Origin of the sequence: Shewanella sp. 2_MG-2023 (genome assembly GCF_030548905.1) — a bacterium.
GTDB classification, from domain to species: Bacteria; Pseudomonadota; Gammaproteobacteria; order Enterobacterales; family Shewanellaceae; genus Shewanella; species Shewanella electrodiphila.
In genome coordinates this window covers 186,832-207,278 of sequence record NZ_JAUOSO010000002.1, presented here as the reverse complement: position 1 = coordinate 207,278, position 20,447 = coordinate 186,832, and the positions used below count along the sequence as shown (strand labels likewise).

The following is a 20,447-nucleotide window of genomic DNA, read 5'->3' as shown; positions in this document are numbered from 1 at the left end:
AAAGCCAATCATCACTGATTGGCTTTTTTGACATTACGTAATAGTAAAATTACTTGTTAAGTAGTGCTTTACGGTCTTTTGACGCTTGCGCTAAGTCACGTAATAATTTTTCAGAATCTTCCCAATGCAAACATGCATCAGTAATGCTTTGGCCGTAAGTTAAAGGCTGATCTTCAACAACTTTTTGATTGCCTTCAATCATAAAGCTTTCTGCCATGATACCAGCAACTGCAGTACTACCACTGCGCATTTGTTCCATGATGCTATCAGCAACATTTAACTGATTCTTATGTTTCTTCTCGCTATTACCATGGCTAAAATCAACGACGATACGTTGAGTGACACCAACAGTTTCGAGCTGTGAACGGACGATTTCTACATCTTCCGCTGAGTAGTTTGGTTTTTTACCGCCACGTAAAATGATATGACCATAAGGGTTACCATGAGTGCGGTAAACAGCCATTGCACCATCTTTATCTGGTGAGTAGAAAATATGTGGAACTTGCGCTGCACGAACTGCATCAACAGCAATGTTGATGTTGCCATCTGTGCCGTTTTTAAAGCCAACAGGGCACGATAATGCTGAGGCCATTTCACGGTGAATTTGGCTTTCAGTGGTACGTGCACCGATTGCGCCCCAAGTGATGAGATCGGCAATGTACTGACCATTGACCATATCTAAAAACTCTGTGGCAATTGGTAATTTAAGTTCAGTGATTTGCTGTAATAAATGACGCGCCATTCTTAAGCCTTTATTTGGGCTAAAGCTACCGTCTAAGTCAGGATCTGAAATTAAGCCTTTCCAGCCTACGATAGTGCGTGGTTTTTCAAAGTAAACACGCATAACGATACACAAATCGTCTTTAAGTTCGTGATGAAGTGCTGCTAAACGTTGAGCATAATCTAAAGCCGCTTCAGTATCGTGAATTGAACAAGGGCCGATGATAACCAGTAATCGTTGATCTTCGCCTGCAATAATGGCTTCAACTTCACGACGTTGCTCAACTAAGTAGTCAGCAGCATTTTGGGTTAGTGGATATTCAGATGCGAGTTGCGCAGGTGAAATTACCTTACATAAAAGGGAGGTACGTAGTTCGTCAGTTTTAATTGTCATTCATTTTACCGAGCATGTTTGCGATGAATTAACATCATATTGCTCGGGATTATAACTAATTAGTTAGCGTTAGACACGTTGAAATCGACTTAGATAGAGAACAAAAGCGGTCAAATAGGAATAAGTTAGCCGAAAATGTTGTGTGTTTAACATTCTCGGCATATATAGGCAGACTTTTTATCAATGACTGCCTAGTTGTAGCAGAGTTAAAACATATGTCGTTTCAAGCCTGTAATATCAAGAATTCTTGCCGATATCTCTTCTACTGAATGGTAGGTTGTATTGACGAACGGAATGCGCTCTTTCTTATATAGCATTTCTACTTCTTTCACTTCGATACGACATTGTCTTAACGATGAGTATCGGCTGTTCTCCATACGTCCTTGGCGGATCTCATGTAAGCGATTGGGATCAATCGTTAAGCCAAATAATTTAGACTTATTTCGTTTTAATGCTTCTGGCAACTTTAAGTTATCCATATCGTCTTCTACAAAAGGGTAGTTCGCCGCTTTGATGCCAAACTGCATAGAAAGATACAAACTCGATGGTGTTTTTCCGCAACGGGAAACACCGAGTAAAATAATGTCGGCTTTATCCATGTGTTTCATGGTTTGACCATCATCATTATCTAAAGTGAAATTAATCGCATCAATACGGTTGTCATAAGCTTCGTTAGCGGTGCTCTTGCCGTGAGTTCGGTTAATAACTGGCGCTGCTTTTATACCTAGTTGTTGTTCTAGTGGCGAAACAAAGGTGTTCAAAAAATCATAATCTAGCCCTTCGCTTGAGAAAATAATATCGCGAATGTCGGAATTTACTATCGAATGGAACACAACGGGTCTTAAGCTTGTTGTAATAAAACTATCATTGATTTGTTGTTTCACCTTTTCAGCTTTGGCTACACTGTCAATAAATGGAATGGTAAGTGCTTCAAATTCAACTGGAAATTGCGACAGTACTGCGTGGCCAAATACTTCTGCTGTGATCGCGGTCCCATCTGATATGTAGAATACTTTTGGTGTCATTTCAGCCTCTTGTAGTAATAAAATTACAAATAAAATTATACATTTACGGTTGTTGTGGTGGAGTGTAGAATGCCTCTGCCCTCGTGTGAAGGGGCCATTGAAATAAACTTGTGGAGAGATAACTGTGCAGCAATACATACTCTGGTATCAAGAACTAGGAATGGGTGATGTAAACAAAGTTGGCGGTAAGAATGCGTCACTTGGTGAGATGATCAGTAACCTAGCAAACGCAGGTGTTCAAGTCCCAGGTGGATTTGCTACAACTTCTTATGCGTTTAATGAGTTTCTAGAGCAAAGTGGTGTTAACCAGAAAATTTTCGATATTCTAGCAACATTGGATGTTGATGACGTTAATGAATTAGCGAAAGTTGGTGCACAGATTAGACAGTGGGTTATCGATACCCCATTTCAACCGGAACTAGAAGATGCGATTCGTGAAGCTTACGAGCAACTTTCTAGTGAGACGCAAGAAGCCTCATTTGCAGTGCGTTCATCAGCAACTGCTGAAGATATGCCAGATGCATCTTTTGCAGGTCAACAAGAAACATTCCTAAACGTTAAAGGCTTTGATGCTGTATTACTTGCTATTAAGCATGTTTACGCTTCGCTCTTTAACGATCGTGCCATTTCATACCGTGTTCACCAAGGTTATGAGCACCAAGGTGTGGCATTATCTGCTGGCGTTCAACGCATGGTTCGTTCAGATAAAGCATCTTCTGGTGTTATGTTCACTATGGACACTGAGTCAGGTAACAACGACGTTGTTTTCATCACTTCATCATTTGGTCTAGGTGAAATGGTAGTACAAGGTGCGGTTAACCCTGATGAATTTTATGTTCACAAACCAATTTTAGCGCAAGGGCATCAAGCCGTTGTGCGCCGTAATATCGGCAGCAAGTTGATTCAAATGGTTTACTCTGACGATGCTTCACATGGTAAGCAAGTGAAGATCGAAGATATCCCTGCAGAACAACGCAGCATTTTCTCAATCAATGACGAAGAAGTCATGGAATTGGCTAAACAAGCCGTCATTATTGAGCAACATTATGGTCGTCCAATGGACATCGAATGGGCAAAAGATGGCAATGACGGTAAGTTATATATCGTTCAAGCCCGTCCAGAAACGGTTCGTAGCCGTGAAGATGTACAATTAATCGAACGTTACCACTTAAAAACTCAAGGTGATGTCGTTTGTGAAGGTCGTGCCATTGGTCATAAAATCGGTACCGGTGTTGCTAAAGTACTAGCCTCTATCGAAGATATGGATCAAATTGAACCTGGTGATGTACTCGTTACTGACATGACGGATCCTGATTGGGAACCTATCATGAAGCGCGCAAGCGCTATTGTTACAAACCGTGGCGGCCGTACTTGTCACGCAGCAATTATTGCTCGCGAGCTTGGTGTTCCAGCCGTTGTTGGTTGTGGTGACGTAACTGACCGCATTCAAAATGGTCAAGTTGTGACGGTTTCATGTGCTGAAGGTGATACAGGTTTCATTTACGATGGTAAGCAAGACTTTGAAGTCATCACTAACCGTGTTGATTCTTTACCTGAACTACCAATGAAAATCATGATGAACGTGGGTAACCCTGATCGTGCATTTGATTTTGCTCGTCTTCCTAACGAAGGTGTTGGTCTTGCGCGTCTTGAGTTCATTATCAACCGCATGATTGGTATTCATCCTAAAGCATTGCTTGATTTCAACTCTCAACCTGCTGAGCTACAACAAGAAATCAACGAGATGATTGCAGGTTATGAATCTCCAGTTGAATACTATGTTGCTCGTCTGGTTGAAGGTATCGCAACGATTGGTAGTGCGTTCTATCCTAAGAAAGTTATCGTACGTATGTCAGACTTTAAGTCTAACGAATACGCTAACCTTGTTGGTGGTGACCGTTACGAGCCTGAAGAAGAAAACCCAATGTTGGGCTTCCGTGGTGCAAGTCGTTATATCTCTGAATCATTCCGTGATTGTTTCGCGCTAGAATGTGAAGCGATTAAACGTGTCCGTAACGATATGGGTCTGAAAAACGTTGAAATCATGATCCCATTCGTGCGTACGGTTGATGAAGCTGCACAAGTGATTGAATTGCTAAAAGAGCAAGGTCTTGAGCGTGGTAAAGATGGCTTACGCGTTATCATGATGTGTGAATTACCTTCGAACGCTTTATTGGCTGACCAGTTCTTGGAGCACTTTGATGGTTTCTCTATCGGCTCTAACGATTTAACTCAGTTAACGTTAGGTCTAGATCGCGACTCTGGCATCATCAGTCACTTGTTCGATGAGCGTAATGATGCAGTTAAAGCATTACTTTCATTAGCAATCAAAGCGGCTAAAGCAAAGGGCGCTTACGTAGGGATTTGTGGCCAAGGCCCATCAGACCATGCAGACTTCGCTCAATGGTTAGTTGAGCAAGGCATCGATACCGTATCACTTAACCCTGATACAGTTATCGACACTTGGTTATACCTTGCTGAAGAACATGCGTAATTGCTAAGTATATTTATGCGTTAGTAGGTTAAAACCTAAGAAAAGCCGCTATTTAGCGGCTTTTTTCATTTTTATTGTGGCATGATTGAACGCTTTGCAACATAACTGACTGAGTTCATGGAAGGTAAGGTCAATGAATAAAGAACTGATCCCATATGATCAGCAATACCGTCATCAATGTATTGAAGCTTTTGAGAGTAATATTGGTCTTTATTTTGCGAAAGATGAACTCAGAGAATTTATTAAGTTTCTTGATCATGACGTATTTGAAATCGAATACTATACCCATGTCACCTCAAGATGCTTTGTCAGGCATAAGCTCGAATAACAATGCAAGGCGTAAGCTGAGGTAATTGTTATTCACTTTTCAAAGGTTACAACGTAGCAATGGTTTTCGAAGCAACGGTTTTCGAGCTTGCGCCCCGTTGGGCAAGTCAAATAGCACCAATCTGCGTTGTTATAAAATATCGATGTAGAATAACTATACCTCAATTTTATGCCTAGCATCTTGGCACTATTTGCCTTGCTGACTTTGCATCTTGAAGTATCATGGGTATATATCGTGATACACAATAATGAAGTGATCGGCTGCGGTGGATTTTGTATTAAAGATAATATGGTGAGATTAGTTGATGGAATGATCACTAAAACACATCATGAAACGGGTGCAGGAGCGTTTCTTTTAGCCTCACGTCTTGAAAAGATTAAATTCAAATATCCAATGCTGAAAGTCGGTATTAACACTTCTCAGCATACAGCAGACTTTTTTGAAAGGTATGGCTTTGTTATGACTAAAAAGGTGAAAAATTTTTACGCATTGGGAATAGATAAAGTTTCGATGGAATATGTGCATAGTTAGTTACCTCACTATTACTAACACTAACACTATCACTTATCACTTATCTCAGATAAAACACGCTGAAAAGTAATCTTGAAAATTTAACAGCCTCTAATAAGTTCGTTTAAAAGGAATTAACGATGACATTAGCTAAAATTATTAGCTGTAAGGTAACACCATCGCAAATCAATCAGTTCAGTCACTCTCAAAGCCAATGGGGGCTAACCGCAACTTGTAACGGTTTTTTAGGACAATTTGGTGGATGGGTTAATCCTAATGAAACCTCAGAATATCAGCGGGCAATCATTATTGCACTATGGCAGTCTCAGGCACATTTAACCGCTTTTATGCAATCAGTTCACGATGACATTATTGAACATAATCTTCAGGGAGATACATACCTTCACTGTCAGGTTAAGCGCCAGCAACATGTAATGTCTATTAGTAGTAATCAGCTAATTATTCCTAAAGTTAACTTGATCCGCGTTGCCTACTGCAATGGAGTCATAGACAAGCAAAAGTTTATTCGAGATCAACAGCAAATTTGGAATCCTGGTATGCATGAGCAGGCCGGCTTTTTAGGTGGTGATGTGTGGCAAGAAGAGGCGCGTCATAAGAATACTGATTCTGGTAAAAATGAAGGCATTAATGCATCTACAGAAACAAACTATGTGGTCGTCACTTATTGGGCTTCTGAACAGGCACATTTAGCATACTTGAATAATACCTTTCCACGCTTAAAGTCACAGGTAAACCCACTTGATTATATAAAGCACATTAGCGGTGACACTATTTTAGTTGAGCACAAATGGGATGTACTCAGCAGCATAATCTGAGCTGATTAATGAGTAGCAATGTCGACAGATTGATAAGCATCAATGATGTGCTGCACATTGGCGTTAGGATCTAACTGAATACGTTGATAATGACTGAGTATTTTTTGTAAATATTGCTGACTAACATTAATGTTTTCAGTGGTGTTAGCTTGCCAAATTTGTGTTCCTACAGCAGATACTGGCTGTAGCTGTCCGCTTTGTTGGACTTTATCTTCTCGGTCTACACCTTGTTGCTGGTTTGAGGCGTGAATGATTTCATAGAAACGTTGGTTTTCTTGTATAAGAGCTTCATTTTTCAAACTACAATTTATTGAAATAAGTGCCTGTCTTAATTTAAATTGGTGATGAACAGGACACAATAGAAAATCAATATTTAGCTTAGGGTAGTTGTGATGAATCGATTGGATAAATTCACTGATTAAATCACCGCCAACACCCGCAATAATGATTAAATGATTACCACAATATTTATCTAAAGGAAGCTTTGCTACATCTATACAGTGAGTAAACCAGTTGGATTGGACAGTGGGCTTAAGCTTTGAGCTTGAATTAAGTCGGACTAATTTTTGCTCGAGTTCATTCATTAACTCAACAACGATATCAACAAAGTGTATATTTGGCGCAGCTTGGCGCATTAATAAGGCCCCACCTAGAAATCCATGATCGCAACAACAATCCCAAATATGATCGTACCCAGATAAGACCATATCATCTAATTGCTGCAATCTTTTACTGAGTTTCATGGGGTGTATATCCGAGTGTAAGTGGGAGTGTTTATTAAAAAGCGCCGCATTGTAATGGTTTTCAATCTGTGGGTATATGAATTAGTCGTAATAGTGTGAATAATCTGCACCATATAACCGGTACTATTTAACCTGTAATGGATGCTTTTGAGTTCAAGTTTCAAATCCGCAGATTAAATTGAGATTTACCTGTATTAGATTTGAATAATAGGGTTAATCATCATATTCAAGAAATATGAATCTTACATAATCAACTAATGGCAATTTTTTTAAGTTTTTAACTATTCATTTAGCATATGAAGCAATGGCTTACGTGTATTGTTTTTATTAATGATTAAGTCGTTACTGTATTGAATGTTTCTAATGAAAATTTTTAACTCAACTACTTAGCGGCTCTATTTTTGTTTATAATGATCACAAAATTACTATAAACAGAAGTCGAATATGCTGCCGTTGCTATCTCACCATCAAACTTTAGAGCCTATTTATTTACGTTTTCTAGATGACCTTGAAGCATCGTCTTTTGCCGGTGAAATAGATAAGCGTTACAGCGCCAGACTGATTCAAGCCACAGATAATTCTGTTTACCAGTTTTTACCACAAGCAGTCATTTATCCCCTTAATCAGACAGATGTCGAATTAGTACTCACTTTGGCGTCAGACCCTCAATATAAGCAAGTGACTTTTAGTGCTCGTGGCGGCGGAACGGGCACTAACGGCCAGTCGTTAACTCATGGGTTGATCCTTGATGTTTCAAGACACATGAATCAAGTGATTGAAGTCAATGCAGAAGAAGGCTGGGTTAAAGTGCAAGCGGGTGTCGTAAAAGATGCGCTTAATGATGCCCTAAGACCACATGGTTTCTTTTTTAGTCCCGATTTATCAACCTCAAATCGCGCCACCGTTGGCGGTATGATTAATACTGACGCATCTGGTGCGGGTTCTTTAGTTTATGGTAAAACCTCAGATCATGTATTAGGGCTCACCAGTGTGTTAGTTGATGGTAGCATATTAACTACAGCTCCAATTGAGGCAGATGCTGCCTTAACTCAAGAAGTTGAACCTAATCCATTTGCTCAAAATATCATTCGCCATATCGCTAAGCGTTGTCATGAAAAGCGTGAATTAATCATTAAGCAATTTCCTGCCTTAAACCGCTTTTTAACCGGTTACGATTTGCGTCATGTGTGGAATGATGATTTAACCCAATTTGATTTATCACGCATATTAGCAGGCTCAGAAGGTACCTTAGCCGTACTAACTGAAGCTAAATTGAATATCACGCCGCTACCTAATACGCGGATGATGTTGAATATTAAATATGACTCGTTTGAATCAGCGCTGCGTCATGCACCATCGTTAGTTGCCGCCAGTGCGACAGTGGTAGAAACCATCGATTCTAAAGTGTTAAACCTTGCCCGAGAAGACATCATTTGGCATTCAGTGTCACACCTGATTGAAGCTGTGCCTAATAAAGTGATTGAAGGACTCAACATGGTTGAGTTTGCTGGTGATGAAGATGATGTTAAGCAACGTATTGGTAAGCTAGAGGTCGTTTTAGCACGGCAATTAGCCAATGAAGAGGCTGGTGTTGTTGGCTATCAAATCACTTCAGATAAACCGAGTATCAATAAAATTTACGCTATGCGTAAAAAAGCGGTAGGTCTATTGGGTGCAACAAAGGGACGCCGTAAACCATTAGCGTTTGCTGAAGATACCGCTGTTCCGCCTGAAAACCTCGCAGATTTTATTATGGAGTTTCGCGACTTATTAGATGGGCATGATCTCAAATATGGCATGTTTGGCCATGTGGACGCGGGGGTTTTACATGTGCGTCCAGCGCTGGATATGTGCGATGAGGCTGACGAAAAATTATTAAAAACCATATCTGATCAAGTGGCCGAGCTGACGCTTAAATATGGTGGTTTGATGTGGGGCGAGCACGGTAAAGGCGTGCGCGGCGAATATGGTCCTGCGGTATTTGGCGACGAGCTTTATGGTGAGCTTGAAGACATCAAAGGTTTATTCGACCCTGAAAATAGATTAAACCCAGGCAAGTTGGTGGCACCTAAAAACAGTGGCCCAATGATGTTTAACGTAGATAGTGTTAAACGCGGTAAATTTGATCGTCAAATCCCTATTGAAACCAGAGATGCATTTCCTGATGTGATGAACTGTAATGGTAACGGTCTGTGTTTTAACTACAGCAGTTATTCATTTATGTGTCCGTCTTTTAAAGCGACTGGCGATCGTATTCACTCACCAAAAGGCCGTAGTGGCTTAATGCGTGAATGGCTACGATTATTAGAAGCTGAAGGCGTTGATCTTGATGCTCTTGCAAAATCAAAACCATTAAGCATCATGCAACGGGCGCAAAATAGCCTTAACAGCACCCGAGATTATGATTATTCCCATGAAGTGATGGAATCTTTAAAAGGTTGTTTAGCCTGCAAAGCCTGTTCTGGTCAGTGCCCTGTTAAGGTCGATGTCCCCAAGTTTAGAGCGCAGTTTTTCAATATTTATTACAAGCGCTATATGCGACCAGCGAAAGATTACCTTGTCGCGGGTATCGAAGATATGTTGCCAATGATGGCAGCGATGCCAAAGGTCACCAATTTAGCTTCGCAGAATAAACTGAGCCAATGGGTTATCAAAAAGTCGATTGGTTATGTTGATGCACCCGCTTTGTCAGTGCCAACATTAAAACAACGTTTAGATGGCCATGAAAGCCGTGGTTATGATTTAGAAGCGCTACAAGGGATCCCAGAATCTGAACGGGAAAAGTATGTCTTAGTGGTGCAAGATCCTTTCAATAGTTTCTATGATGCAGAGTTAGTATTCCGCTTTATTCAATTGATTAAAGAAATGGGCCTTAAACCCGTATTATTGCCGTTTAAGCCTAATGGTAAACCGACTCATATTAAGGGGTTTTTAGATAAATTTGCTAAAACTGCGCAGTCTAACGCAGACTTTTTAAATCAAGTTCATGGCTTAAATATGCCGATGGTGGGGTTAGATCCCGCGTTAGTCTTGTGTTACCGCGACGAATACAAAGAAGTATTAGGTGACAAGCGTGGTAACTTTGAAGTCCTATTGGCCAATGAATGGCTAACAGATGCCATTAAAGGCTTACCGCAACTTGCACAAACAGAGCAGAAATACAGTTGGTTCAGTCATTGCACAGAATCAACTGCTAAACCAGCCACGCCATCAGAATGGAAAAAGGTGTTTAGTCACTTTGGCGCCGATTTTGATGTGATTAACGTCGGTTGTTGCGGTATGGCGGGCACTTATGGTCACGAACAAGATAACCTTGGCCGCTCTAGCAAGCTCTTTGCTATGTCATGGCAGCCGACATTAGATGGCATTGACGATAAAACACAAGTATTAGTGTCTGGTTATTCTTGTCGCAGCCAAGTCAAACGTTTTGCAGGCTTTAAACCTAAGCACCCAATTGAAGCTTTACTACAATTACTAAAGGCAGCTAACGAAGCTCAATAACGAAGCTAATAATGAAGCTAATAATGAAGCTAATAATGAAAGTCGAATAAGCTTTAGACATGACTGGTGCGAGTTACTTTTTAATTCTTCGCGCCAGTTATTGTTGCCGCTAAATAACGACATAGAGTGGTATCAAAAGGGAGTTGATAGATGACAAAAACCGCCTCGAAAAATGCTATCAGTGTTTCGGCACAGCTAAAACAACTCAGCTTAACCCAATCAAAAACTCAAACGCATTTACACTCTAAATCAAATACTGATGAATCTGCACCGCTATGCAGTGAAACGCCCATGTTTGATATTAATAGTGAAGGTGAGTGGTTTTACCTTGATAGCCCATTACCAGCCAAATTTGCTAAGTTATTTGCTAGTGTGCTTAATTGTATTAATGGCGAATACTTTCTGATAACGCCAGTAGAAAAAGTCAAAGTCACGGTTAAACGACACGCAATTGTGTTAGTTGATTACCAGCTAGACGATAAAGATGGATTAACATTCATTAGTAGTATTGGTACTGAGCATGCTATAGCTAATATATCTGAAGTGGCGTTATTAGAAGATGCCATTGAAATAAATATAGAAAGGGGCGTTAAAGCGGGATTAGGCCGTGCTTGTTACTACCGATATATTAATCAATTTGTAACAGACTGACTAAAATTACGGTCTTATACGTACTAGATCCTGTATTGAATGATAACCTGTTTATATGATAGTAATCTAAAGTACAACTCAACAGTCGTATTCTTAGCTTGATTCGTTATCAGACCAGTAGCTAAGGGTTGATGAGCATGTAGGAGCGGTTTATGAAACGTTATGAAAGTCTTTATTATCAAGTATCTCATCTTAATATCATGCTGCAAAATGAGCTTGATCAGCGCCTTAAGCGTTATGATCTGGACATTAAACTCTGGCCAGTTCTATTTTCTTTATGGCAAGAAGAGGGTATCAGTCAAACAGAGTTATCTAAGCTTTGTGATGTCGCCAACTACACTATGACTCGTCTGTTAGATCAGCTTCAGGTCCAAGGCTACATTACCCGTCATCAGGAGTCTGATAATCGCCGTGCTTTTCAAATATTTTTAACCGATGCAGGAAAGGCGTTAGAGCAAGACCTCATTCACGAAGCTGAGTGGGTTAATCAAAAGTGCCTTGCACGGTTAGATGAGCAAGAACAACAAACCTTGTTACAGCTTCTAAACAAGATTAATCAATAGTAATTAGTGTTTAACTCTTAACTAGTCGTGAAATACATTTTTATCTTAGAAAGACAGTAAATGCATAAAAATAAAGGCCGATAATGATTTCATTAACGGCCTTTATTCGTTTTACAGAAAGCTAACTCTGCCTTGAGTTACAGTGACCAATATAATTGATACTAGCTGATACCTTATGCTTCTAAGTCTTCATGTTTATGTACGAGATTAAAATCTGCCAGTACTGCATAAGCACTCGGGATGATAAACAGCACTAATAATGTTGAAGTGAAAATACCAAACACAATTGAGATGACAATGGGCTTAACTACTTGCGCCTGTAATGAGGTTTCCATTAACAATGGTAATAAGCCTGCTGCGGTGGTTAAAGACGTCAGGAATACCGCTCTGAAACGATCGCGACTGGCTTTAACGACTGCTTCTTGAATGTTATCGCCTATGTCCACGTGATGGCGAATGTATTGCACCAACAAAATAGAATCGTTAACCACAATCCCCGCAAGAGAGACAAAGCCTAATATTGATGGCATCGACAGGCTATGGCCTGTGAGCAAATGGCCCCAGTATACGCCGATTAATGCTAAAGGAATGGCTAGCATGACAACGAATGGCTCTAAATAACTTCTAAACTGAAAGCTTAAAATCGCAAATAAGCCAAATAGACCAATGATGAAGCCTTGCATAAACGAAGCGCCAGTTTTAGCCGTTTCTTTTGCAGCGCCTTCATAATCTACTTTGATCCCTGGGTATTTTTCACGAAGCTCATTAGCAAATTCAGTTCTCACTTTACCTACAATTTCACTGCCATTGGCTTTAGTATTGTCGATATCTGCCATCACAGTCACTGTGCGCTGACTTTCAATACGTTGAATACGCACGTATGAACGCTCGTAATCAAGGGTTGCTACCGCGCTGAGCGGCAGTTGGTTGCCATCGCCCAACATAATTGGGAAATTAGCCAATGCTTGCAAATCACCCGCTTGTTGTTTATTGAGGCGTACCTGAATTTCAATATTTTCTGGGCCAGCTTGTACATCGTCGGCGGTTTGACCAAAGTAGGCGGCGCGCAATTGCGATGCAATCATTTCACCATCTACGCCGTAGTTTTCTGCGCCATCTCTAAGCTTAACTAAGACTTCTTCTTTACCCGGCCTCATGTCATCTAAAATGCCATTAACACCCGAGAACTGACTTAAATAGGACTGTAAATCAACCGAGGCCATCTTTAAGGTTTCAAGGTCATCATGTTGTAAACGTACTTCCACATCGCGCCCAGCAGGCCCCATTGAAGGTTGTTTAAACACTAACGAAATCGGCGCGGCAATATCACCACTTTCAATACGCCAATCTTCGATGAAATTGTCAATTAAGGTTTCACGGGTTTCGGCTGATAATAAATCTAATCTCACGGTTGCAACATGCGGCCCTGATTCTCCGGCATCAGCATTCATATTGTATTGCTCGGTGATATAGCGAATGAGATCTGCGTCTTCTTGATTTTTCTCTGTGTATTTTGCTCCGACTTTATTCGCACTGGCGACGAGTTTTTCAACCACTAGCTTGGTTTGATCTAGTGTTGAGCCCGGCGGCAAAATAATCCGCGCTTCAGCGATATCTCCGTCAAGCTCTGGAAACCCAACAAACTTAACTGCGCCACCTGCGACTAATGCCACAGAGATAAACAGTAAGCCTAAAGTCGCGCCAAGACTGGCGTAGCGCCATTTCACCACAAAGGTTACGGCATCCACTAGGGTGTTATTACGAAAGTATTCGAATTTTTCTAAGAATACTTTTTTAAACTTTAGTGGCGGTTTCTCTTTTTTTTGTGATTTAAGAGAATGACTTAAGTGATTTGGAAGAATTAAAAATGCTTCGATAAGGCTGACACTCAGCACCATAATCAATACAAGTGGCACCACGGATAATACATCGCCCATTTGCCCATCGAGCCACAATAAACTGCCGAAAATAAATACCGTGGTTAAAAAGGATGAAAATACACCTGGAGCGACTTTTTTGACTCCTTGGGTGACCGCTTCATTAACGGGCAAACCTTTTTCGACATGGGCTGCAACAGACTCTGCAATCACAATGGCGTCATCCATCATGATACCAATGGCCATCAATAAACCAACAAGGCTCATGATGTTAATGGATACCCCAAATACCCACATTAAGAATAGGCCACCCATAAAGGCGACGGGTAAACCTGCAGAGACCCAGAATGAATAGCGCAACGAAAAAAATAGCCACATTGAGAAGAACACCAAAATGATCCCCTGCCAGCCATTTTTAAGCAGCATAGACAGCCTGTCTTGCAACAGTGATGACATATCATTGGTTAAGGTCAATGTGACGCCATCTGGGGCGACGAGTTGCTCTTGGGCGACAAACTCAGTGACTCTGGCTTTAATTCTAAGGGCATCATCAGCTTTGTTCTTTTGTATTTTAAGTACCGCAGCGGCTTTACCATTAAAAATGGTGTGTTCTTCTTCAAGTTCAAATAAGTCTTCTATTTTGGCTATGTCACGTAATCTGACGACGCCGCCTTCAGGGTTTGAAGAGACAATGATTTTGCCTAAATTTTCAGGCGTGATGCGGCGTTCATCAAAACGAATCAATAGGTTTTTATCTGATAACTCCACGCTACCGGCAGGCATTTGTACATTTTGGCGTCCGACTTTGTCTGCTACTTCAGCGACCGTGAGCCCCAAACGTCTAATATCTGCTTCATTAAGCTCAACCCGTATTTGGTGGTCAGAAAAGCCAGATACTGTGACTAAATTAACTCCCGCATCAATTTTCAGCCGTCGTTTTAAATCTTCTGCATATGATTTTAAATGCGGCAAACTGGCATCTGCAGCAATGGCGATATCGACCACAGGTTCAGCCCAATCAAGCTCTTTAACTGTAGGTGGATCGATTTGCGATGGAAAATCTTTAATGGCGTTAATTTCGGTTTGAATATCCACTAAACTGCGCCCCATATCAGCAGAGCCTGTTAACTTAACCGTTAACGAAGCAAAACCTTCTTGGGCATCACATTTCGTTTCTTCAATATCGCTTAAACCATCAATGGCATCTTCCATGCGTAAACACAGGCTTTCTTCCACTTCAGCTGGCGATGCGCCGGGGTAAACTACACTGGCGATAATGTAGGGCGGGCTAAATTCAGGGAAGGTCTCGCGTTTAATTTTACCGATGCTGCTTAAGCCAACAACAAAAAATGCCAACATCATCAAGTTAGCGATGGTGGGGTGGCGAGTGAAAAAGTTAATCACTGATTGTTCTCCCCATTATCTTTTTCGTCACTCATTTGTGTGTCACTTGTCTTGGAACCTGCAATTTTAAGACTCATACCTGCAATGGCAGGAATTAAGTCGTTGGTCACGACTTGGTCGCTATTTTTTAACGCAGGCTCACCAGCTTGACTGGCTATGGCAACGCCATTTTTAGTGCGATACACCACATCAACCGATTTTATTTGCAGTTTACCTTCGTTATCCATCAGATAAATTTTATCGCCGTGCAGTGCTTTTTCAGGGATCACAAACTGATTTGATGAGTAACCATTGATGTAGGCTGTTACAAACATGCCATTAGTTAACGGTGGACGCTTAACTAAGTTCATGTCGTTAAAGTCTTGTTCAACCTCAAGATAAAAACCGATAGTAGCCTGGTCTGGGTTAATCGTGTCTGCTATACGGGTTAACTTGGCTTGCCATTGATGATGTTTTTTGCCCATGTTGATTTCAACATGGCTGTTAAAGTTTACTCGCTCAATTGACGGTAATGATGCGCTGTCTCTTGGAATATCAGAGATGCTGGTAATTAAGGTTTCAGCATCTTGCAATGATAATTCAGCTTTGATTTCAACCGCGCCTAACTGATGCGCTTCAAATAGCACTGCACCACTTGATACTGCTTGAGCTCGTTCGATATTCACTTCAGCGATACGAGCATCAAATGGCAAGGTAAACTGGGTATTATCTAATTGTCGCTGGGCATCATTTAATAAGGCCTGATTGACTTTAACTTGAGCCTGCGTGACTTTGCGATCATCTGGCAGCAAACTTAAGCTGCTGTTCAAATCTTGCACCAGATTTCGCTGGGCTAATAATGCTTGTTTCTGGGTTTCTAATTCAGATTTTGAAATCAAGTTTTTGGTGTTAAGGGCTTTTTTACGTTGGTATTCTTGATCCACTAAGGTCAATTTTTGCTGTTCAATTTCTAGACTGGTTTTTAAATTGATTTCTTGTTGATTAAGCTGAACTAATTGCGCCTGAGCGCCGTTATAGTTTGCTTCTGCCTGGGCGAGCTTTAATTCATATTCGAGTGGGTCGATGACCAGCACTAAGGTGTCCGCTTTAATTAATCGACCAGTTTCTAATTCAGGGTGACGATAAATGATTTTGCCACCGACTTCAGCGATGCCTTGCCAGCTGTGTTTAGGGGCGACTCGGCCGTAGGCTTTGATCACAGGCATACTTAGCTGTTTATCTAGGCTTATCACTTCCACTAACCGTGACTTATCGTGACCTGCTTCTAATTCAGGCGATGAACGCAGCGCAATGGCGGCAAATAAAATCATAAAACCGGCTGCTATTCCGGGAAATACGTAACGTCTTTTTAAGCTAGTCATGTTTAGCGGTCCTGGCTTGGTTGAAATTCATCGGCAATGAGCCCATGACGTAAAAGCCTTGCATTGTGTTTAGCAAGCTTTTGTAAGAATTCGGGGCTGCTTTCAATACCTATTGCTTGTTTAAACAACTCAGGCATTAAAAAAGGAAAAACCAACAAACTGACAAAGCTCATTTTGGCGCACATAATGTCAACTTCGGGTCTGAGAATATCCGCCTGTTTGAGTTGATCAAATACTGTCATTCGCGTTGCTGGAAACAGATCCAATAAATTGGCCTGCAACTCTCGATTACTGTCTGTAGGCGATAGGTTCGCGGTGCGATAAATAAGTTTCGGGAAATCCGGATTTTGACTCATTATTGAATAATATGTCGTGAGAATTTCTTCAGGGGAGCTTGCGGCATTTTGCTTGTTTGTTTGCACAATTTTGTCGAACATTGGTGCAAGGGTCTCTTTAACCATTTCACTGAATAACCCCATTTTAGACTGAAAGTAGTAGCGAATAAGGCTTGCATCAACACCTGCTTGTTGAGCAATGGCGCGAACTGACACTTTTTCATAATCGCTTTCTACAAATAGCACTCTTGCGGCATCAATTAAGGCGCTGCGTTTGTCCATTTGGGTTAATGGTCTTCCTGCTGACTTTTTAATCGTGGCCATGGTATTGCTGAGGTAATGTGTAATTCTTCAAGTGTAGAATATAGTAAGCTAATGTGGTTATATCACTAAGCTAATTAATTCTTCAATATTCAACAATTGATGAATAAATTACGATTTTAGGCACTGGATCACAATTTAATCGGGCAGGTTAAGCGTGGTTTAGCGAGAATAGAAAAGGCTAGCACGATGCTAGCCTTGCATTCGCTTATACTTATTCAAACCAAAAACCTAGGTTGATAAAGTATAAGCTGGTGGACTCAGTGATTAACTTGAATTACAAAGCGGTGGTTAAAATTTCACGGCTGACTGCTAAATCGATATCACCATGTTCACCTAACTTTGTCATGCCATGCTTTTCAAGAGCAGACACTAAAATATCAACTTGCTCCTCACCCACATCAATATCACTTAAACGTGTTGGTACCTGCATCAACTTAAAGAAGTTTTCAGTGGCGACAATCGCTTGATCAATTTTCTGCTCATCGCTACCGGTTGTGATACCAAATACACGCTCAGCATATTGAACTAATTTGGCATGTTTTTGCTCGCGACGAACTTTCATAACCGCTGGCAGTACAATTGATAAAGTACGTGCATGATCAATACCGTGGCTGGCTGTTAATTCATGTCCAATCATATGGGTTGACCAATCTTGTGGGACACCCGCACCAATTAAACCGTTCAATGCCATGGTTGCTGACCACATGATGTTGGCTCTAACTGCTAAATCTTCTTTAGTCTCAGTTGCTAGTGCTTTTGGACCTTCTTCAATTAATGTCTGCAGTAAACCTTCGCTGAAGCGGTCTTGAACTTTACCATTAACGTCGAAGGTTAAATATTGCTCCATAATATGGATATAAGCATCTACAACACCATTACCAATTTGACGATCCGATAAAGATAAAGTCACAGAAGGGTCTAATACTGCAAATAATGGACGCACTAATGGGCTACCAAATGGTAACTTGTTACCGTCACGAGTAATCACAGAGCCACCATTGGACTCAGAACCTGTTGCAGGAAGGGTTAAAACTGCTCCTATAGGTAATGCCTGTTCAACTTTGGCGCCTTTTGCGACAATATCCCAAGGATCTTGACCATCAAATTTAGCTGCCGCAGCAATAAATTTAACCCCATCAACAACTGAACCACCACCTACAGCAAGAATGTAGTCGATATTTTCAGCTTCAATGACAGCTTGCGCTTTCATTAACGTATCGTATTGAGGATTTGGTTCTACACCAGAAAATTCAAACCAAGTGTGGTCTTTTAGTGCCAGTTTAACCTGATCATAAACACCATTTGATTTAATTGAACCACCGCCATAAACCATAAGTACTTTTGCATCAGCTGGGATTTCTTGGCTAATAGCACTGATTTGATTTTCACCAAATAAGATTTTTGTATTGTTTTGAAATGAAAAATTAAGCATGAGAATGTCCTAGTATCAATAATAATCTTTATTAAGCGTTTATGTGTGATGCTAACTTTTGTGCAGTTATTGATGAACTTGCAGGGTTCTGACCAGTAATGACTAAACCATCTTGAACTGAAAACGCATGCCAGTCAGCGACTTTTTGGTAATCTGCGTCACGTTTTTGTAATTCATCTTCAAGCAAGAAAGGCACCACGCTTGTTAATTGCACGGCATCTTCTTCTGTGTTGCTGAATCCTGTGACAGCTTTACCTGCAACTAACATAGTGCCATCGCTGTTTTTAGCATTTAACAGTGCTGCAGTTGCGTGACATACCGCTGCTACCGGTTTGTTTTGGCTAATGAACTGCTCAATTAACTCAATTGATGTTGTGTTGTCGGTTAAATCCCATAATGGGCCGTGACCACCAGGGTAAAATACACCATCGAAATCATCAACGTTAACTGTCTCTAACATATGCGTGTTAGCTAATAGAGCTTGTGCTTCTTTGTCATTATCAAAACGGCGAGTGTCATCAGTTTGAAAATCTTCTAGCTCACTACTTGGGTCAATGGGTGGTTGGCCACCTGCTGGTGAAGCTAGAGTAATATTAAAACCAGCATCTTTAAAAACAAAGTAAGGCGCTGCAAACTCCTCAATCCAAAAACCAGTCTTTTTACCTGTGTCGCCTAAAGCATCATGAGAAGTTAATACCATTAATACGTTTTTAGTTACTTGAGTCATGGGAAATCCTTGTTTAACTGTTCTGGCAAAGCATTGGGTTTTGCACGTGCCGTAATATTGAAGCCATTATAGAAACGAGATTAATATCTGACAATGCAGAGTAATTCGACTTCATTGTTTAAATTATTGATACAATGAGCTGATTAAGTTAACGTTAAGCTCATAATAGGGTTATTTGCGATAGGAGGGATTTGACGGTGAATGTTTCTTTTGAACAGCTCAAAAGTATGGTGGTGTTTTCACAAGTAGTGGAACAAGGGAGTTTAAGTGGCGCCGCTAAACATATCGGACTGTCTCGTGCTGTAGTGAGTTACCATCTGAAAAAACTAGAAGCGCACCTGCAAGTTAAGTTACTCAATCGTTCAACAAGAAGTATTAGTTTGACCGAAGAAGGGCAGGCCTATTATCAATCCTGTAAGGTTATTGCAGAACAAGCTTATTCGGCGAATAAGCAAATTGAAAATATGAAAAGCGAACCAATGGGTTTGATAAGAATGACTTGTCCGGTTAATGCTGGGCTTGAGAACATTGTGCCTGCACTGAATGAATTTAAACGTATGTACCCAAAGATTGAACTGGATGTCATGTTAACAGATGATATCGTGAATATTATTAATCAAGGTATCGATATCGCAATTCGTGGTGCACCTCTGGTGGATTCGACATTACAGGCAACTAAATTGTCTGTACTACAAACGTGTTTATGTGGCTCGCCTGAATATTTTAATAAACACGGTAGGCCTAAATCACCCAGTGACTTAAGTGTTCACGATTGGGTTATTTATAAACCGTTAAAAAAAGTGCTTGAGCTTAAAAAAGGTAGCCGCTCTTTTAGCATCGAAATGAAGGGCAGTATTAGCACCAATAATGCATCAGCACGAACTGCGTTTGTTGAAGGGGGCCATGGTATTGGCCGGATCCCAAGTTATGATGCTTTACCCAAAATCAAACAGGGAACCTTAGAGTCAGTATTAGATGATTATCAATTCAGTGATATTAATATTTATGCGGTGTTTCCGCCTGGCGCTGCAGATTCTAAAAAGATAAGACTTTTATTAGACTTTTTAAAAGTATATTTTGACAAGAAAAGTGTGCGTATGGAATTGAACCATTAATTGTTCCTGATTATTCAGGCGTTTAATCAAACATGTAAATCGACTAAAATTTATACTTACTAGATAGTAGGTTTGCACCCTGCCTGATGTCTTGAAACTGTGGTATT

General features: G+C 40.7%; 16 protein-coding genes. 8 read left to right on the top strand and 8 right to left on the bottom strand.

All coding sequences use genetic code 11. The annotated features are described in order from the left end of the window. Nucleotides 1-49 precede the first annotated feature (49 nt). Nucleotides 50-1,114, bottom strand: coding sequence for a 3-deoxy-7-phosphoheptulonate synthase (locus Q4600_RS03200; RefSeq protein WP_303514277.1), 1,065 nt, complete (start codon nucleotides 1,112-1,114; stop codon nucleotides 50-52). Between the two features lie 206 nt (nucleotides 1,115-1,320). Continuing rightward, a complete protein-coding gene (locus Q4600_RS03195; protein ID WP_102528158.1) occupies nucleotides 1,321-2,139 on the bottom strand; it encodes a pyruvate, water dikinase regulatory protein in 819 nt (272 codons plus the stop codon). Between the two features lie 124 nt (nucleotides 2,140-2,263). On the opposite strand from Q4600_RS03195, the gene ppsA reads away from it, so the two are divergent. The 4 genes from ppsA to Q4600_RS03175 all read left to right on the top strand — a co-directional run bounded on the left by ppsA (nucleotide 2,264) and on the right by Q4600_RS03175 (nucleotide 6,307). After that, the gene (ppsA, locus tag Q4600_RS03190; RefSeq protein WP_229369003.1) at nucleotides 2,264-4,633 is read left to right on the top strand and encodes a phosphoenolpyruvate synthase; all 2,370 of its coding nucleotides are present in this window, start codon (nucleotides 2,264-2,266) and stop codon (nucleotides 4,631-4,633) included. 133 nt (nucleotides 4,634-4,766) lie between these two features. Next, nucleotides 4,767-4,961 carry a hypothetical protein gene (locus Q4600_RS03185; RefSeq protein WP_248955754.1) on the top strand — a complete coding sequence of 65 codons (195 nt, stop codon included), beginning with the start codon at nucleotides 4,767-4,769 and terminating at the stop codon, nucleotides 4,959-4,961. Nucleotides 4,962-5,195: 234 nt separating this feature from the next. After that, nucleotides 5,196-5,492: a GNAT family N-acetyltransferase gene (locus tag Q4600_RS03180; protein ID WP_303514284.1), complete on the top strand. Its 297-nt coding sequence runs from the start codon at nucleotides 5,196-5,198 to the stop codon at nucleotides 5,490-5,492. A 119-nt stretch (nucleotides 5,493-5,611) separates the two neighbouring features. After that, nucleotides 5,612-6,307 carry a DUF4937 domain-containing protein gene (locus tag Q4600_RS03175; RefSeq protein ID WP_303514287.1) on the top strand — a complete coding sequence of 232 codons (696 nt, stop codon included), beginning with the start codon at nucleotides 5,612-5,614 and terminating at the stop codon, nucleotides 6,305-6,307. Between the two features lie 5 nt (nucleotides 6,308-6,312). On the opposite strand, the gene Q4600_RS03170 is transcribed toward Q4600_RS03175, so the two are convergent. Beyond that, nucleotides 6,313-7,050: a tRNA (adenine(22)-N(1))-methyltransferase TrmK gene (locus Q4600_RS03170; RefSeq protein WP_303514289.1), complete on the bottom strand. Its 738-nt coding sequence runs from the start codon at nucleotides 7,048-7,050 to the stop codon at nucleotides 6,313-6,315. Between the two features lie 444 nt (nucleotides 7,051-7,494). Between Q4600_RS03170 and Q4600_RS03165 the strand changes: the two genes are divergently transcribed. From Q4600_RS03165 to Q4600_RS03155, 3 genes are all read left to right on the top strand, one after another. Then, the gene (locus Q4600_RS03165) at nucleotides 7,495-10,551 is read left to right on the top strand and encodes an FAD-binding and (Fe-S)-binding domain-containing protein (RefSeq protein WP_303514291.1); all 3,057 of its coding nucleotides are present in this window, start codon (nucleotides 7,495-7,497) and stop codon (nucleotides 10,549-10,551) included. 150 nt (nucleotides 10,552-10,701) lie between these two features. Further along, nucleotides 10,702-11,202: a DUF1285 domain-containing protein gene (locus Q4600_RS03160; protein ID WP_303514294.1), complete on the top strand. Its 501-nt coding sequence runs from the start codon at nucleotides 10,702-10,704 to the stop codon at nucleotides 11,200-11,202. A 152-nt stretch (nucleotides 11,203-11,354) separates the two neighbouring features. Beyond that, nucleotides 11,355-11,765, top strand: coding sequence for a MarR family winged helix-turn-helix transcriptional regulator (locus Q4600_RS03155; protein WP_229369644.1), 411 nt, complete (start codon nucleotides 11,355-11,357; stop codon nucleotides 11,763-11,765). 173 nt (nucleotides 11,766-11,938) lie between these two features. Here Q4600_RS03155 and Q4600_RS03150 read toward each other — a convergent pair whose 3' ends face one another. From Q4600_RS03150 to Q4600_RS03130, 5 genes are all read right to left on the bottom strand, one after another. After that, entirely contained in the window at nucleotides 11,939-15,046 is a 3,108-nt protein-coding gene (locus tag Q4600_RS03150; RefSeq protein WP_303514295.1) for an efflux RND transporter permease subunit, read from the bottom strand. After that, nucleotides 15,043-16,407 (bottom strand): efflux RND transporter periplasmic adaptor subunit, encoded by a 1,365-nt coding sequence (locus Q4600_RS03145; protein ID WP_303514297.1) that lies wholly within the window; start codon nucleotides 16,405-16,407, stop codon nucleotides 15,043-15,045. Before Q4600_RS03145 ends, Q4600_RS03150 begins: the two co-directional genes overlap by 4 nt. Nucleotides 16,408-16,409: 2 nt before the next feature. After that, nucleotides 16,410-17,066, bottom strand: coding sequence for a TetR/AcrR family transcriptional regulator (locus Q4600_RS03140; protein ID WP_102528149.1), 657 nt, complete (start codon nucleotides 17,064-17,066; stop codon nucleotides 16,410-16,412). 274 nt (nucleotides 17,067-17,340) lie between these two features. Continuing rightward, nucleotides 17,341-18,498: an iron-containing alcohol dehydrogenase gene (locus Q4600_RS03135; RefSeq protein WP_102528148.1), complete on the bottom strand. Its 1,158-nt coding sequence runs from the start codon at nucleotides 18,496-18,498 to the stop codon at nucleotides 17,341-17,343. A gap of 31 nt (nucleotides 18,499-18,529) precedes the next feature. Then, nucleotides 18,530-19,225, bottom strand: a complete 696-nt coding sequence (locus tag Q4600_RS03130) for a type 1 glutamine amidotransferase domain-containing protein (protein ID WP_198589564.1) — start codon at nucleotides 19,223-19,225, stop codon at nucleotides 18,530-18,532. 197 nt (nucleotides 19,226-19,422) lie between these two features. Between Q4600_RS03130 and Q4600_RS03125 the strand changes: the two genes are divergently transcribed. After that, nucleotides 19,423-20,340, top strand: coding sequence for a LysR family transcriptional regulator (locus Q4600_RS03125; protein WP_303514307.1), 918 nt, complete (start codon nucleotides 19,423-19,425; stop codon nucleotides 20,338-20,340). Nucleotides 20,341-20,447 lie beyond the last annotated feature (107 nt).